Consider the following 14,255-nt stretch of genomic DNA (forward strand, 5'->3'; position numbering starts at 1 on the left):
TAAGACGCCTCATAGCTTCTCGCGCCCCAACCCATCGCTGCCCAACCATCCCTGATAGTCGTCTCCATCGTCGATATCTTCAAGCTCCGCCTCGCGCGCAACGCGCCACGAGGCCGGGAAACCAGCCAATGTATCCTCGTACGCGTACGCGCTCGACCACCGTACCCCGGCGAACAGCCGATCCGGCAGCGGTGCCGCGCGCCTCAGCCCGATCAGCCAGTAGCCGCCGTCCGGCGCGGGTCCCAGCACCGCCTCATGCGTTCCCAACCGGTCAAAGGCGGCACGCGCATGGGCGCGCGTCACGCCCGGAATGTCGCTGCCCAGGATCACGGCCGGACCGGGCGGCAACGACCGGAGAATCCGGGCCATGCGTTGCCCCAGATCGCCGCGCCCCTGCGGAAGAATCGCGACGCCCCGGCGCCTTGCCGGTGTCAGCGCGGGCCCATCCGCGCCGTCCGGCGTCAAGGCGAGCCATGTCCGCCAGCGCGGATCGCCGCCGAGCGTGCGGATCGCGCGGTCGAACTGCGCCCGGTAAAAGCGCAACGCCGCCATGGCGCCGATATCCCGGGCAAGACGACGCTTGACCCGACCGAAGCGAGGATAGCGGGCAAAGATGACGAGATGACATGTCCGAATCGCGCACCCCCTATCCATAGATCCGGTGGATGAGCCACGCCGGCACGCCACAGAAATGGAGACCGAGACAAAGGAGATTGCGCGTGCCCCGGCGCAGATACCCTTCACGGCGATAGCGCGCGGCGCTCGTCATCGCCGCCCCGTCGAGCGCGACCAGCCGCCGCCGCCCGATCCTGCGGACGAGCGCCACATCCTCCATCAAGGGAACCGGTGGGAATCCGCCCGCCTCTTCATACGCCATGCGCGCGACCAGCAGCCCCTGATCGCCATAGGGCAATCCCAGGAAGCGGGAGCGCCAGGCGACGAACCGCTCCAGGCGCCGCGCGGCCGGATTCCTCTCATCATCGAGGGTGAAGCGGAAATAGCCCGCGCGCCCGCGCGCGCCGGGCGCTGTCGTGAAATCACGGATCAGGGCCGGCCACTCCCCGGGCGGCACGGTGTCCGCATGCAGGAAAAACAGCCAATCGCCGAGCGCCACCCGCGCGCCTTCCGCCAATTGCGGACCGCGCCCGCCTTCGGCCACCGCGATGCGCGCGCCGAAGCGTTGCGCGATATCGAGCGTCTCGTCCCCCGAACCGCCATCGACCACGACGATATCCACCGACAGGCCCGGCGTCGGCACGGCGAGCGCGCGCAATGTGGCGCGCAGGCTCGCGGCGGCATTCAACGTCGGAATGACGATACCAAGACCGATTGGCCTATCCGGCGCGCTGGCGGCCACGGAGCGCGTGGTCGTACCGGCGGGAAACTGGGCATTCATGCGGGCGGGCAAACCTCTCGCGGTCGTTGTCGGTCGAAACCATCGGCATGCAAGCACCGCGCCGGATGGCGATAGAATAGCGACTTTATTAAATCATGGGACGTGCTTCCTCAGAGACGACGCCCGGCCGCCGCCAGAAGGCTCTCGATCGGCCAGCCATCACCCGGCTTGACCGGCTTTGTGACGATATAGGTAAAATAGCGTTCGATCCCGAGATCGGCGGCGAGCCACTCGTCGACAAGGGCCTGATAAGCGGCAATGCCCGGTGCCACGACCAGCGCGATATAATCCACCCCGCCGCCAATGGCGTAGCAGAAAAGCACCGCTTCCTCCGCGCGCATCGCCTGCTCGAAGCGCGCGAAATCGACCGCGCCGTGGCGGCCCAACGTGAATTCGACGAAAACCAGCGCGGTCGCGACCAGCCGGTCGATATCGATCAACGCACGATAACCGGTGATATAGCCCGCCGCCTCCAGACGCTTCACCCGCTCATGCGCGGGGCTGGGGCTAAGCCCGACGGCATCCGCCAGCGCGGTCTTGGTCATGCGTCCGTCCCGCTGCAAGGCGGCCAGGATCTTCAGATCGATCGAATCCAGTTTCGGGGCGCGCGCGTCGCTTGGCATTGTGACAGTCTAGGTCCTCGCGGTCTCATTGGCGAGGGGCGGAGGCGAGCGCCAGGCGCCGCGCGCGAACCCGTTCGCGGTGAAAGCTGTAGAGACCCGTGCCGACCACGATCGCCGCGCCGATCAACATATGGGGGTCCGGTATCTCCGCGAAGACGAACACCCCCAGCAACAGCGCCCATATCAAATTGCTGTAGCGGAAGGGCGCGATGAAGCCGATATCGCCCGCCCGCATGGTCATGACGGAGAGCAGATAGCCCACGAAGATAAAAACCGCCGATGCCGCCAGCAACCAACCCGCCGACGACTCGACCGGCACCCACTCCCCCGTCACCGCGACGCCGACCGCCCCCGAGATCATGATGACGATCGCCGTCAGGCTGGCCGCCAGCATCGATGGAACGTCCCGCGACAGGCACCGCGTCGCCAGATCGCGTACGACGACGAAACCGACGGAGCCAAGCGCGTAGAGGGTATGGAGATTGAAGCCTTCGGCCCCGGGCCGGACGATGATCATGACGCCGGTGAACCCCACCGCGATCGCCAGATAGCGCCGCCAGCCCACCGGCTCCCCCAGGAACAGCGCGGCCGCCAGCGTCACGGCCAATGGCAGGGCCTGGAGAATCGCGGTCGCGTTCGCGATCGGCATATGAAAGAGCGCCGTCAGGAAACAGAGCGTCCCACCGACCTCCCCCACCATCCGCAAGGCAAGGACACCCCGGTCGCGATGCGCCGGAAGCACGCGGAACGCCCCCAGCCGCCAAGCCAGGACGAGGATCAACAGGCTGGCCCCGATACCGCGCAACAGGATGATCTGGAATAGGCCAAGCTCCACCGAGGCGAGCTTCACCAACGCGTCATTGATGCCGAAGGCCGCCATCGACCCCATCATCAGCAGTGCCCCTCTCACATTATCGGAAAGGGGTTTTCGCCCTGTCGCACCATCCTCCGTCATGTCCGCCTTCTATCCCGGCGATGTGGATCGGTCCAGCGGCCATGAAGGGCCGTCACCGCCCACCGCGGTGGGTATCGTCACCCGTCGGCGGCACCGGATCGTACCCGCTGCCCCCCCAGGGATGGCAACGCGCGATTCGTTTCAACGCAAGCAGCCCGCCGCGCATTGCCCCATGGGCGCGCACGGCCTCGGCCGCGTATTCGGAACAGCTCGGTAGAAAGCGACAGGTCCGTCCCATCACGCTCGACAACGTCACGCGATAGAGGAGGATCAGGGCAAGCACCGCCCGCTGGCCCGGATTGAGTTTCAGGCGGTCCGGCCGGGGAATCGGCCGGCCGGTCACGCCGGTTCGCCGTCGGCGGGACCGGCGTCCTCGCCGCTCGCGCGATCGAAGGCCTTCACCGCCGCCTTGAAGGGAAGCATGATGGAGGCGTGGCGGGATTTATGATCGCGGGCGGGCAGCAATACTTCAAGCTCCGCCCACTCCTCGCCCGGCGGCGGATCGCCGCGCTTCAACATGCCTTCCATCGCATCGCGCACCGCGACCAATTCCGCGCGCGTGCGACCGACTGCATGGCGCTTCATGATGGCGGCCGCGCTCTGCCCCAGGGTGCAGGCACGCACCTCCTGGCCGTAGGCGGCGACGCGACCGTCCGCGACACGCACATCCACGCGGATGCGACTGCCGCAAAGCGGGCTCGTCTCCTGCACGCTCGCCTGCGGGTCCATGAGCCGGTCGTCGGCGCTCAACCCCCGGGCGATCTCCAGGATTCTATCGTTATAGAGTGTCTCGCTCATTCCGTTCCGTCGCGCGCTGCCATGCTTCTCGCGAAGACGTCATCCGTACTCCCAGGGATATTGTTGACTCAAGGGGCCGTTGCAACAATATACGCCGCGTTTCGACGTCGCGAGCCGGGGCCGTGATGGCCGGGCTGGTCGATTGGACCGTCCCACCCCATCTCGTCACCATGGGACGGACGATTATATCCGGCCCACGCACGGCGATCGACGCATCGACCCCCCGCGCCCTTGGAGTGCAAGTCAGGATTCCCCCATGCCCGATACAGCGAATAAGCCCTCGATCGTCGCCGAGCGCCCCGAGCGGAAGGAGGCCGAGGCGGCCGTCCGTACCCTGCTGTCCTTCATCGGCGAGGATCCGGCGCGCGAAGGTCTGCTGGACACGCCGGGACGGGTGGTCCGCGCCTATGAGGAATTCTTTGCCGGTTATACCATCGACCCGGAGGAGGAACTGCGCCGCACCTTCGAGGAGACCGAAGGCTATGACGAAATGGTGATGCTGCGCGGCATCGGCTTCGAGAGCCATTGCGAGCATCACATGGTCCCGATCATCGGCACGGCCAGCATCGCCTACCTGCCGGCGAGCCGTGTCGTGGGTATCTCCAAGCTGGCGCGGGTGCTTGAAATCTTCGCCAAGCGTCTGCAAACGCAGGAGACCATGACGGTCCAGATCGCCGAGACGATAGAGCGCGTGCTGAAGCCGCGCGGCGTCGCCGTGGTGATCGACGCGGAGCATCAGTGCATGACCACGCGCGGCATCCATAAGCCGGGGGTCAGCACCGTCACCAGCCATATGACCGGCGCCTTCCGTACCGATCCGGAAACGCGCCGGGAATTCCTGGCGATGGTGCGGGGATAGGATAAGCCCCGCGCTCCTCCACGCGGGTCTTTCAGCCGGCCGGTCAGCTAAGCGGCTTCACCAGCGTTTGCAGATAAGGTGCGAAACCGCGCTTTTCGTAAGCACGGGCGGCGGGCTCGTTTCCCGCCACATAGGAAATCGTCATCCGGCGGACGCCGAGCGCGCGGAAATGCGCCTCCGCCGCCTCCATCATCGCCTCCGCCACCCCGCGCCCGCGCCAATCCACCACGACATAAAGATCGGAGATATGGGCCGGCGCGGCATAGTCCACGGTGAGATAATGGCCCTCATCCTCCTCGACGAAGCCGATCAGGAAGGCGATCGCCGCGCCCCCTTCTTCGCCCGAGGCTTCCGCGATCAGACAACATCCAAGGTGGTCGGCCACCTTCCCCAATAGATGGTCGAGGTGATCGGCCGCCATGGCCGCGCCGGGCCGGCGGCTGGGGTGGAGCGCGCGCTCGACCTCCTGCAACGCCGCCATGAAGCGGGTCAGGGTCGGACGGTCGGCCTCGGTCGCGTCGCGGATGGTAAAGGACATGCGCGAAATGGTCCCCAAAGCACCGGCCGGGTCAAGCCCGGCCGGCGGGGAGCGCCCATATCACCGCCCATTCCGTCGCCGCGCGCCTTCTATTCCGCCGCCGCCGGGGCCGCCCGGCGCGGATTGCGGAATCGCTCCAGAAGCAGCTTCTCGTTCGCCTTGGCGGTTTCGATATGCTGCTCCTTCACATGGCCATAGCCCCGGATATGCTCCGGCACGGAGGCGAGTTCGACCGCCACCGGGTGATTGGCGGTGCCGAGCGTGCCGAGAACCTCGGCGATCACGGTCTCGTACTCGGCGATCAAGGCGCGCTCTCGCTTGCGTTCCTCGGTATAGCCGAAGATATCGAAGGGCGTGCCGCGCAGTCCCTTCAGCTTCGCCAACAGGCGGAAAGCCGGCATCATCCAGGGACCGAATTGTTTCTTCACCAGATGCCCCGTCTTCGGGTCACGCGGTGCGCCTAGCGGCGGGGCGAGGTGGAACTTGAGCTTGTAGTCCCCCTCGAACTTGGCATGAACCATCCGCTCGAAGCTGCCGTCGGTGTAGAGGCGCGCGACCTCGTACTCGTCCTTGATGGCGAGAAGCTTGAAGTAATAGCGCGCGACCGCCCGGGCGAGGGCGTCGGAATCGCGCACCGCGCGCGCCTCCGCCGTCACCACGCGATCCACCATGTCCTTATAGCGCCGCGCCAGTTTCTCGCCCTGATAGGCGCGCAGGAAATCGACACGCTTGGCCACCATGCCTTCCAGGGTGGTGGCGATCGCCTGGTCGTCCTGTTCCGCCGGGGTCTGTTGGGCGGCGGATTGCTCGTTGGCGCGGCGGACCAGCTTCTGGACCGCGGCCAGGTCATGCGCCGCCCGGCGCCCCCATAGAAGCGCGCGTTTGTTGAACTCGATCGCGACGCCGTTCAGCTCGATCGCCCGCTCCACCGCCTCCAGGCTGACCGGAAGCAGGCCCTTCTGCGCGGCATAGCCGACCATGAAGAGGTTGGTCGCGATGGAATCGCCCATCAGCGCCTCGGCGAGTTCCGTCGCCTCGACGAAATGGGCGGCATCCTTACCGACCTCCTCGGCGATCACGTTCTTCATCTCCTCGACCGGGAAGGTCCAGTCGGGATTGCGGGTGAAATCGCCGGTGACCGTCTGATGGGTGTTGATGATGGCGCGGGTCTGGCCATGATCCGACTTCGACATCGCATCCATGCCCGAGGCCACGACGATATCGCAGCCCATGATCAGATCCGCCCCACCGGCGGCGATACGCAGTGCCTTGATCTGTTCCGGCGACTTGCCGACCCGGATATGGCTGGTCACCGCGCCGCCCTTCTGGGCGAGGCCCGCCATGTCTAGGACGGAGCACCCCTTGCCTTCCAGATGCGCCGCCATGCCGATCAGCGCGCCGATCGTGACAACGCCCGTCCCGCCGACGCCGGTCAGCAGGATGCCGAAGGGCTTGGCCTCGACGCTCGCCGCTTCGGGATGGGGCAGGGTTTCGAAGATGTCGGCGACGCCGGCTTCCTTGCTCGCATTGGCGGCGGCGCCCTTGCCCTTGCGAAGCTGCCCGCCCTCGACCGTCACGAAGCTGGGGCAAAAGCCGTTCAGGCAGGAGAAATCCTTGTTGCAGCTCGACTGATCGATCTGGCGCTTACGACCGAACTCGGTTTCCTTCGGCACGACGGAGACGCAGTTGGACTTGACGCCGCAATCGCCGCAGCCCTCGCAGACCAACTCGTTGATCACCACCCGCTTGGCGGGGTCGGGAAACTTGCCGCGCTTGCGCCGGCGACGTTTCTCCGCCGCGCAGGTCTGATCGTAGATCATGATGCTGCAGCCCTCGGTCTCCCGAAGCTCGCGCTGGATATCGTCCAGGTCGTCGCGGTGATGGATCGTCGTGCCGCCCGGGAACATGCCGGTCGTATATTTCTCCGGCTCGTCGGAGACGATGACGAGGCGCGAGGCACCCTCCGCCACGACCTGCGCGGCCATCGTCGGCACGTCGATCGGACCGTCATGCGGCTGACCGCCGGTCATGGCGACGGCGTCGTTGTAGAGGATCTTGTAGGTCACATTGACCTTGGCGGCCGCCGCCGCGCGGATCGCCATCAGGCCGGAATGGAAATAGGTGCCGTCGCCGAGATTGACGAAGACATGCTTCTCCTCCGTGAAGGGGGCCTGACCGACCCAGGTCATCCCCTCCCCGCCCATCTGGGTGAAGGTGGCGGTCGAGCGGTCCATCCACTGCGCCATGTAGTGACAGCCGATACCGGCGATGGCGCGGCTACCCTCCGGCACCTTGGTGGAGGTGTTGTGGGGACAGCCGGAGCAGAAATAGGGCAGCCGGCTCATCGGCGACTTGTTCTGGGCGAGCGACTTCTCCTTCGCGTCGAGGAAACTCAGCCGCTGTTGGAAGTGAGAGTCCTGCTCGCCGGTCGCGTCCCCGCCCGGAAGCGCCTTCAGCCGTCCGACCAGGACCTGCGCGATCCGCGCCGGGGTCAATTCGCCATAGGCCGGCAACAGTTCCTCTCCTGCCTCGTCGAACTTACCGACGACGCGCGGACGCTTTGCCGTGGTCCAGTTATAGAGCTGTTCCTTGAGTTGGTTCTCCATCAGGGCACGCTTCTCCTCCACGACCAGGATTTCCTCCTGGTCCTGGGCGAAGGCGCGGATACCCTCGCGCTCCAGCGGCCAGGGCATGCCGATCTTGTAGATGGAGATGCCGAGTTCCTTGGCCCGCGCCTCGTCCACATGCAGATCCTCCAGCGCCTGCATGACGTCGAGATAGGCCTTCCCGGTGGTCACGATGCCGAGCCGGGGCTTCGGCGATTTCAGCACCACCTTGTTGAGATTGTTCGCCCGGGCATAGGCAAGCGCCGCATAGAGCTTGTACTTATGCAGCATCTCCTCCTGCTCCAGCGGCTGATGGCCCGTCCAGCGCGCGTTCAACCCGCCCTCCGGCATGTCGAAATCATCCGGCAGGCGCGTTTGCAGGCGCAGCGGATCGACATGGACGGAGGCCGAGGTATCCACCGTGTCCGCCAGCGTCTTGAAGGCGACCCAGCAACCCGAATAACGGCTCATCGCGAAGCCGTGCAGCCCCATATCCAGGAATTCCTGAACATTGGAGGGATTCAGGACCGGAATCATCGCATCCATGAAGGCGTATTCGGTCTGGTGCGCGGTGGTCGAACTCTTGCAGGTATGATCGTCGCCGGCGAGCGCCAGGACGCCACCATGCCGCGACGTGCCGGCCAGATTCGCATGCCGGAACACATCGCCGGACCGGTCGACACCCGGCCCCTTGCCGTACCAGATGGAGAAAACGCCATCGACCGTCGCGCCGGGGAAAAGGCCGACCTGCTGCGTGCCCCAGATGGCGGTCGCCGCCAGATCCTCGTTCACGCCGGGCTGAAAATGGATGCCGCCATTGGCGAGGAAGCTGCGCGCCTTCCATAGTTGCTGATCCAATCCGCCCAGCGGCGACCCGCGATAGCCGGATATGAACCCGCCGGTCTTGAGGCCGGCATCGTGATCGCGCGCACGCTGCATCAACGGCAGACGCACCAGCGCCTGGGTCCCGGTCAGAAAGATTCGTCCCGAGTCGACGGTATATTTGTCGTCGAGATGCACATCGGCGAGCGCTTGTCGGATTTGCTCGGAGGTCTGATGTTCGGCCATGATTGCTTCGCTTCTCCCGTCCGGCGCGATTCGAGGCCCGCGCGCACCTACCTGTTCGAAGGATCTTATTATAATGGATATGGCGTCTTCCGCCCCGCGCCTCAAGCGAGGGCCGGACGGAATGCCTTCCTTCATTCGCCAAGATAGGTTAGCATTACTGACCTATTTTTTCAAGGCCGCGCCCGCTCCCGCCCGTAACTGGCATTTCCACGCGTGCATCCGCCCGCCCAAGGGGCTATAGGAGGGCGCCCCCTCACGGGCCACGTTTTCACTAGACGGTTCGCGGGTTTCAGCATGACCATCCTCGTTACCGGCGCGGCCGGTTTCATCGGCTCCCACGTTGTACGGGACCTTGCCGCACGCGGGCAGCGCGTCGTCGGGATCGACAATCTGAACGACTATTACGATCCGACTCTAAAACAGGCGCGGCTGGCGACACTGAACGGGTTGGACGGCTTCACCTTCGAGAAAATCGATATCGCCGACCGCGCCGCGATCGAGGATTTGTTCGCGCGCCGTGGCGACATCACGCGGATCGTCCATCTCGCCGCCCAGGCGGGCGTGCGTTATTCGCTGGAGAACCCGCACGCCTATATCGAGGCGAATATCCTGGGCCAGCTCAACATCCTGGAGGGCGCGCGACGCCTCGCCGCCGAAGGGCGGCTGGAGCATATGGTCTACGCCTCAAGCTCCTCCGTCTATGGCGGCAACACGAAGGTTCCCTTCTCGACCGACGACCGCGTCGATACGCCGGTTTCGCTCTATGCCGCGACGAAGCGCAGCGACGAGTTGATGGGCCATTGCTACAGCCACCTCTACCGCATTCCGATGACGGGCCTGCGCTTCTTCACGGTCTACGGTCCCTGGGGCCGGCCGGACATGGCGGCCTATCTATTCACCGACGCGATGGTGAAGGGCCGGCCGATCAAGGTCTTCAACAACGGTGACATGCGACGCGATTTTACCTTCGTGCGCGATATCGTGGCCGGCGTGCTGGCGGTGCTCGACGGCCCTCCCGCCGATGGCGGCGAGGCGGCGGGCCCCGACGGCGTCCCCCACCGGGTCTATAATATCGGCAACAACCGGCCCGAGCCCCTGATGCGCATGATCGAGGTGCTGGAGGACGCGCTGGGCATCAAGGCCGAGATCGATTTCCAGCCGATGCAACCGGGCGACGTCCGCGAGACCTATGCCGATATCTCCGCCATCGCCCGCGATTTCGGCTATGCCCCGACGACGCCGATCGATGTCGGCATTCCGGAATTCGTCGCCTGGTATCGCGACTATCACACGCTTTGACGGCGCGCCCGTCCGGCGCCCCGCGCGAGCGGGTCAGCGCGGCTCGAACAGCCGACCGTGGCCGGCGAGCGATGCCTCCGCCCCGGCGAGACGCAGCGCATGCCAGCCGAGCGCCATGTTGGAGGATGTGACCGGCTTGCCGAGCGCCGCCTCCAGCCGTCCGATGACGGGCGCGAGCCGGATGGAGGTGCAGGAGACGAAAAGCCCCTCCACCGCCGGATCGCCCGCCAACGCCATGCCCGCATCGAACAGACTGTCCGGCGATATGCGCGAAGCATCGTTATCGTTCGGGATCGAGAAGGACCCCATCCGGGGGATGGCGAGACCGTGCGCCTCGAACCCGGTGCGAAGGCATTCATCGACCTCCGGCATATAGGGGGTCAGCATGGCGACGCGCGTCACCCCCAGCGATCCAAAGGCGGCGAGCGCGGCGCTCACCGGCTCCGTCACGGCGACGCCGGGGCGCGCCGCCCGGACCAGGTCGCGCACCCGGTCCGGACCGATCAGCATCGCCGCCGAGGTACAGCCATAGGCGATCACGTCGAACGCCGCCCCGGGCAGCAGCAGATCGGCGGTCGCCGTGATCCGTGCTTCCATGGCGGCCAGGGAACGCGTCGTGATTTCCGGATCGTTCGCGATTCGCGCGGCATGGACGGCGATGCTCTCGGCGCCGCCTTCCGCCTCGGCCGCCGCCTGCATCAGGGTCCGCCACTCGAACTCGACCGTATGATCGCTGGCCAGGACGATGAGGCCGATCCGCGCCTTCCAGCCGAGCGACGGCACCAATTCACATGGAATCGCCGCCCGGTACTCACCGCGACACTCACCAAGGAACGGGCCCCCGCCACGCGATGCCGTCGCCGCATCGCGCACCACGGGCACCCTGCCCGCAAGGTTTGTCCGGGGAGCCGGCGATAGGACGAAATCGCCGCCCCGGCCGGGCCGTACGGGGTCGCTTTCCTCATGCATCGCCACCTCCTCGGTTGCGTTCCGATACCGGGAACGATTTAGGATAGGGGCGGGGTTCGCGGAACGCCTAGCGAAATCGCGACATCACTTTTCGCTATGCGCGCCGGATATCGTGCCAATCCGCGTCGGTGAGAGCGGCCAGTTGATCCGGCGTCAACCGAAAGACGGCATCCGGCGCGCCGGCCGCGGCCCAGATCTCCGCATGCGCGCGCAAATCCCGGTCGAGAAGGACGACCGGCGTCTCGCGATGACCTACCGGCGCGACCCCACCGATCGCGAAGCCGGTCCGCTCCCGCACGAAGGCGGCATCGGCGCGCCCCGGAGGCTCCCCGATCGCGGCGGCGACCTTCTTTTCGTCCACCCGGTTCGTGCCGCTCGTCACGACCAGCACGACGCGGTCGGTTTCCGCGCCGCGAAAGACGATGGATTTCGCGATCTGCGCGACGGTGCACCCGATGGCGGCCGCCGCATCCTCCGCCGTGCGGGTGGAAGCGGGAAAGCGCTTGATCTCCAGGTCGAGGCCGAAGCGGTCCAACACCGCGCCGAGCCTTTCGACCGAGCCTTTCGCCGCCGCCCCGTTATCGCCCGTACCCATCGACATGCCGATCCATCCTCCCGATCCGCCGAATTCTTCCACACGCTGGAAATCTTAACGATTCCAATAGATACTTTGCCACTACGGTTCCGCGCGAGTCCGTTATACTGAAGGGGCCTCAAGCGTCCAAGGCGGCGCGATCGGCGGAGTAGTACAAGCCCCGGGGGGACTCGAACGGGGGGAAGGGATCGATGGTGCAGAAGGTCGGGACGGTATCGCAGCCGCGCGCGGCCGGCGAAGTCTTTACCGTGCGCGCCGTCTCACGCGCGGGACCGGGATTCTAACCATGGCCCGCTCGGTTTCCTTCGAAGTTTACTACATGCAGAACGGGCGCTGGCAGATTCATGCCCGCTTCGAAGCAGCCGACCGGGACGATGCGATCGAGGAGGCCAAGCGCCTTGACAGCGGGGCCTTCAGTGCCGCCTGCGTCGTAAGGGAAGCCTTCGATAGCGCCACCAACACCGCCAGCGAATCGGTGATCTATCATACGCCGACCATGAAGGCGAAGCCGCCCGTCTCCTTCATTACCTCCGGCGCGGTGGATAGCGGCAAGATGGCGGGGGGGAAATCCCGGGGACCCGCCTTGGCGGCGCCGGCGGGTTCGGCCGCGGCCAACGCGGCCGACGACGCGCGCAAGCGCATCGACGCCGCCAAGAAGAAACGCGCGGAACGCCTAGACCGGCAAAAGCGGGGAGCCCGCTCCGCCCAGAAAAGGGGGGGGCGCGACCAACCCCTCGCGAGCGTGCCCGCCCGCCGGGCGAAGCGGCAGGATGTCGATCTTCCCAGATTGACGCTTTGGATCGCGCTCGCCTTCATGGCGGCCTGCCTGGTCGGAACGGCGGTGGGCGTCCTCGCCTTCCACGGTTTGCGGTGGCTCGCCTCGACGGGCGTCTCCCTGGAACGGACCTTCAGCCAAACGGTCCTGATCGGCAGTTGGGTGATCGGCTGGGCCTTCACCTTCTTCCCGATGCTGAGGAAAGCCCTCGACGACAGCCGTCCCGGCACGCCGGGCGAGGACGCTCTAGAACCTCTCGCGCCGGAAAGTGCCAAACCGGCCAAGAAACCTCCCGGACGCAAGGACGCCGCCACCGCGTCCCTGGCGGCGGAAGCGGAAGCGTTGCGCGGAATGGAAGAGGAGGAGCCATCCGCCGCGCACGAGGAGGACGAGCCGGACGAGCCCGGCGACCCCCGCGAGGCGCTCGACGCCCTGGCCCGCGATGTCCTCGACGCGCTGGAGGCCGAACGGCGGTCGCACGGGGAAGATGCTCCGCTGATCGAGGAAGGGGAGGATATGCCCGCCCCCTCCTCCGTCGGGGCCGCCGAGGAGGCGGTCACCACCATGCCGGACAGGACCGAACCAAGCGACCTCGACAAGAACACGAACCTGCCGCCGAACTCGGCGACCGACCGGCCGTCGGAACCGCCCGCCGAAAACGCCCCGCCCTCCACCCCCCGGCCCGGGCATCCAGCGGAAGAGGGCGCGGCGGCGGTCAAGGCCGGCCTGTCGAGGCTGGTGCGCGAGGCGCAGGGGCTCTATGGCCGCACCCTGATCCAGGACAGCTATCTTCGTTTCGGATTGATCCTCTTCCTCGCCGGGGCGGCGGAAACCTTCGCGCGCCGGTCGGGTGTCACCCAGCGCCAACTGGTCGAGATGTTGGCGGCGGAGATCGAGCGGCTCGGCGCCTCCAAGCAGCATGCCCGGGGGTTCGCGGCCAATATCGATGAATATCTACTCGATCAGCGCTATTTCGACATGTACGCGGCCGGGCGATCCGGCGGGCTGCGCATCTCGAAGGGCACGAACGAGGACTCCGGTCTCGAACGCGCGGTCGAGACCTGGCGCCGGCCCGCCGAAGCCCGTCAAACCACCCGTCAGGAACGGGGGGGCGCTCAACCTGAGTCGAAACATTTCGACACCGACCCCCGCCGCAAGGCGCGGGGCGACGACACGCCGCTCGGGTTCGTCGCGGTGCTGTTCACGGATATCGTCGACTCCACCAACCTGCAGCAGCGTAACGGCGATAAATGGATGATGAATGTCGTGCGCGCGCACAACGACATCGTGCGCGAGGCGCTGACCCGTTTTCGCGGTCAGGAGATCAAGCATACCGGCGACGGCATCATGGCCAGCTTCCCGGATGTTGTCGCCGCGGCGGAGGGCGCGCTCGCCATGCAGGACGGCTTCGCGCGTTTCAGCGAGATGATGCCGGACCTGGCCTTCACCGTTCGCGTGGGATTGAGCGCGGGCGAGCCGATCCATGAATCGGGGGACATCTTCGGGACGCCGGTCAATCTTGCCGCCCGCGTGATGAGCAAGGCCGGCGCGGGGCAGATCGCCGTCTCCGGTATCGTGGAGGAGATGTGCCGCGACCAAGCGATGAAGTTCGTGGAACTCGGCCGGTTCCAACTCAAGGGATTCCAGAAACCGCAACCGATCTTCCGCCTGACGCGGCCGCGCCGCCGACCGCGCGACCCGACGGCCGGCAAACGGGCGACGGCCGTCGTCAGATGATGGCCGCGCGGCGGCCCGGCCACGGGTCGGCCACGGG

At 66.3% G+C, this 14,255-nt stretch carries 13 protein-coding genes; 3 read left to right on the forward strand and 10 right to left on the reverse strand.

The features are described 5' to 3' along the window. Positions 1-9: 9 nt before the first annotated feature. The 6 genes from KAJ83_RS17695 to KAJ83_RS17720 all read right to left on the reverse strand — a co-directional run bounded on the left by KAJ83_RS17695 (position 10) and on the right by KAJ83_RS17720 (position 3,772). On the reverse strand, positions 10-654 hold the full coding sequence (locus KAJ83_RS17695) for a TIGR04282 family arsenosugar biosynthesis glycosyltransferase (RefSeq protein ID WP_210683449.1): 645 nt from the start codon (positions 652-654) through the stop codon (positions 10-12). Continuing rightward, positions 647-1,396, reverse strand: a complete 750-nt coding sequence (locus tag KAJ83_RS17700) for a TIGR04283 family arsenosugar biosynthesis glycosyltransferase (RefSeq protein ID WP_210683450.1) — start codon at positions 1,394-1,396, stop codon at positions 647-649. Before KAJ83_RS17700 ends, KAJ83_RS17695 begins: the two co-directional genes overlap by 8 nt. Before the next feature lie 110 nt (positions 1,397-1,506). Beyond that, positions 1,507-2,019, reverse strand: coding sequence for an Lrp/AsnC family transcriptional regulator (locus tag KAJ83_RS17705; protein WP_210683451.1), 513 nt, complete (start codon positions 2,017-2,019; stop codon positions 1,507-1,509). A gap of 25 nt (positions 2,020-2,044) precedes the next feature. After that, complete coding sequence (locus KAJ83_RS17710) at positions 2,045-2,974, reverse strand: DMT family transporter (protein WP_281413176.1); 930 nt, start codon at positions 2,972-2,974, stop codon at positions 2,045-2,047. A gap of 52 nt (positions 2,975-3,026) precedes the next feature. Next, entirely contained in the window at positions 3,027-3,317 is a 291-nt protein-coding gene (yidD, locus tag KAJ83_RS17715; protein ID WP_379786820.1) for a membrane protein insertion efficiency factor YidD, read from the reverse strand. Next, positions 3,314-3,772, reverse strand: a complete 459-nt coding sequence (locus KAJ83_RS17720) for an iron-sulfur cluster assembly scaffold protein (protein ID WP_210683453.1) — start codon at positions 3,770-3,772, stop codon at positions 3,314-3,316. Before KAJ83_RS17720 ends, yidD begins: the two co-directional genes overlap by 4 nt. Positions 3,773-4,028: 256 nt before the next feature. Here KAJ83_RS17720 and folE point away from each other — a divergent pair, with 256 nt between their 5' ends. Then, positions 4,029-4,631 (forward strand): GTP cyclohydrolase I FolE, encoded by a 603-nt coding sequence (gene folE, locus KAJ83_RS17725; RefSeq protein WP_210683454.1) that lies wholly within the window; start codon positions 4,029-4,031, stop codon positions 4,629-4,631. A gap of 43 nt (positions 4,632-4,674) precedes the next feature. Here the strand turns inward: folE and KAJ83_RS17730 are convergent, their stop codons facing one another. Continuing rightward, positions 4,675-5,169: a GNAT family N-acetyltransferase gene (locus KAJ83_RS17730; protein WP_210683455.1), complete on the reverse strand. Its 495-nt coding sequence runs from the start codon at positions 5,167-5,169 to the stop codon at positions 4,675-4,677. A gap of 89 nt (positions 5,170-5,258) precedes the next feature. Further along, positions 5,259-8,843, reverse strand: a complete 3,585-nt coding sequence (locus KAJ83_RS17735) for an indolepyruvate ferredoxin oxidoreductase family protein (protein ID WP_210683456.1) — start codon at positions 8,841-8,843, stop codon at positions 5,259-5,261. 294 nt (positions 8,844-9,137) lie between these two features. On the opposite strand from KAJ83_RS17735, the gene KAJ83_RS17740 reads away from it, so the two are divergent. Then, positions 9,138-10,142, forward strand: coding sequence for an SDR family NAD(P)-dependent oxidoreductase (locus KAJ83_RS17740; protein ID WP_210683457.1), 1,005 nt, complete (start codon positions 9,138-9,140; stop codon positions 10,140-10,142). A gap of 33 nt (positions 10,143-10,175) precedes the next feature. On the opposite strand, the gene KAJ83_RS17745 is transcribed toward KAJ83_RS17740, so the two are convergent. Both KAJ83_RS17745 and KAJ83_RS17750 read right to left on the reverse strand, forming a co-directional pair. Continuing rightward, positions 10,176-11,111: a maleate cis-trans isomerase family protein gene (locus KAJ83_RS17745; RefSeq protein WP_210683458.1), complete on the reverse strand. Its 936-nt coding sequence runs from the start codon at positions 11,109-11,111 to the stop codon at positions 10,176-10,178. A 94-nt stretch (positions 11,112-11,205) separates the two neighbouring features. After that, positions 11,206-11,712, reverse strand: a complete 507-nt coding sequence (locus KAJ83_RS17750) for a YbaK/EbsC family protein (protein WP_246484854.1) — start codon at positions 11,710-11,712, stop codon at positions 11,206-11,208. 280 nt (positions 11,713-11,992) lie between these two features. On the opposite strand from KAJ83_RS17750, the gene KAJ83_RS17755 reads away from it, so the two are divergent. After that, positions 11,993-14,218: an adenylate/guanylate cyclase domain-containing protein gene (locus KAJ83_RS17755; protein WP_210683459.1), complete on the forward strand. Its 2,226-nt coding sequence runs from the start codon at positions 11,993-11,995 to the stop codon at positions 14,216-14,218. Positions 14,219-14,255 lie beyond the last annotated feature (37 nt).

The sequence above is a fragment of the Marivibrio halodurans genome (assembly GCF_017963645.1).
GTDB classification, from domain to species: Bacteria; Pseudomonadota; Alphaproteobacteria; order UBA8366; family Aestuariispiraceae; genus Marivibrio; species Marivibrio halodurans.

Excerpts from the sequence above, each read along its gene's own strand:
- KAJ83_RS17750 (WP_246484854.1), bottom strand. The coding sequence starts at position 11,712 with ATGTCGATGGGTACGGGCGATAACGGGGCGGCGGCGAAAGGCTCGGTC.
- KAJ83_RS17710 (WP_281413176.1), bottom strand. The coding sequence starts at position 2,974 with ATGACGGAGGATGGTGCGACAGGGCGAAAACCCCTTTCCGATAATGTG.
- KAJ83_RS17695 (WP_210683449.1), bottom strand. The coding sequence starts at position 654 with ATGGATAGGGGGTGCGCGATTCGGACATGTCATCTCGTCATCTTTGCC.
- KAJ83_RS17705 (WP_210683451.1), bottom strand. The coding sequence starts at position 2,019 with ATGCCAAGCGACGCGCGCGCCCCGAAACTGGATTCGATCGATCTGAAG.
- KAJ83_RS17700 (WP_210683450.1), bottom strand. The coding sequence starts at position 1,396 with ATGAATGCCCAGTTTCCCGCCGGTACGACCACGCGCTCCGTGGCCGCC.
- KAJ83_RS17740 (WP_210683457.1), top strand. The coding sequence starts at position 9,138 with ATGACCATCCTCGTTACCGGCGCGGCCGGTTTCATCGGCTCCCACGTT.
- KAJ83_RS17735 (WP_210683456.1), bottom strand. The coding sequence starts at position 8,843 with ATGGCCGAACATCAGACCTCCGAGCAAATCCGACAAGCGCTCGCCGAT.
- KAJ83_RS17730 (WP_210683455.1), bottom strand. The coding sequence starts at position 5,169 with ATGTCCTTTACCATCCGCGACGCGACCGAGGCCGACCGTCCGACCCTG.
- KAJ83_RS17755 (WP_210683459.1), top strand. The coding sequence starts at position 11,993 with ATGGCCCGCTCGGTTTCCTTCGAAGTTTACTACATGCAGAACGGGCGC.
- folE (WP_210683454.1), top strand. The coding sequence starts at position 4,029 with ATGCCCGATACAGCGAATAAGCCCTCGATCGTCGCCGAGCGCCCCGAG.
- KAJ83_RS17745 (WP_210683458.1), bottom strand. The coding sequence starts at position 11,111 with ATGCATGAGGAAAGCGACCCCGTACGGCCCGGCCGGGGCGGCGATTTC.
- KAJ83_RS17720 (WP_210683453.1), bottom strand. The coding sequence starts at position 3,772 with ATGAGCGAGACACTCTATAACGATAGAATCCTGGAGATCGCCCGGGGG.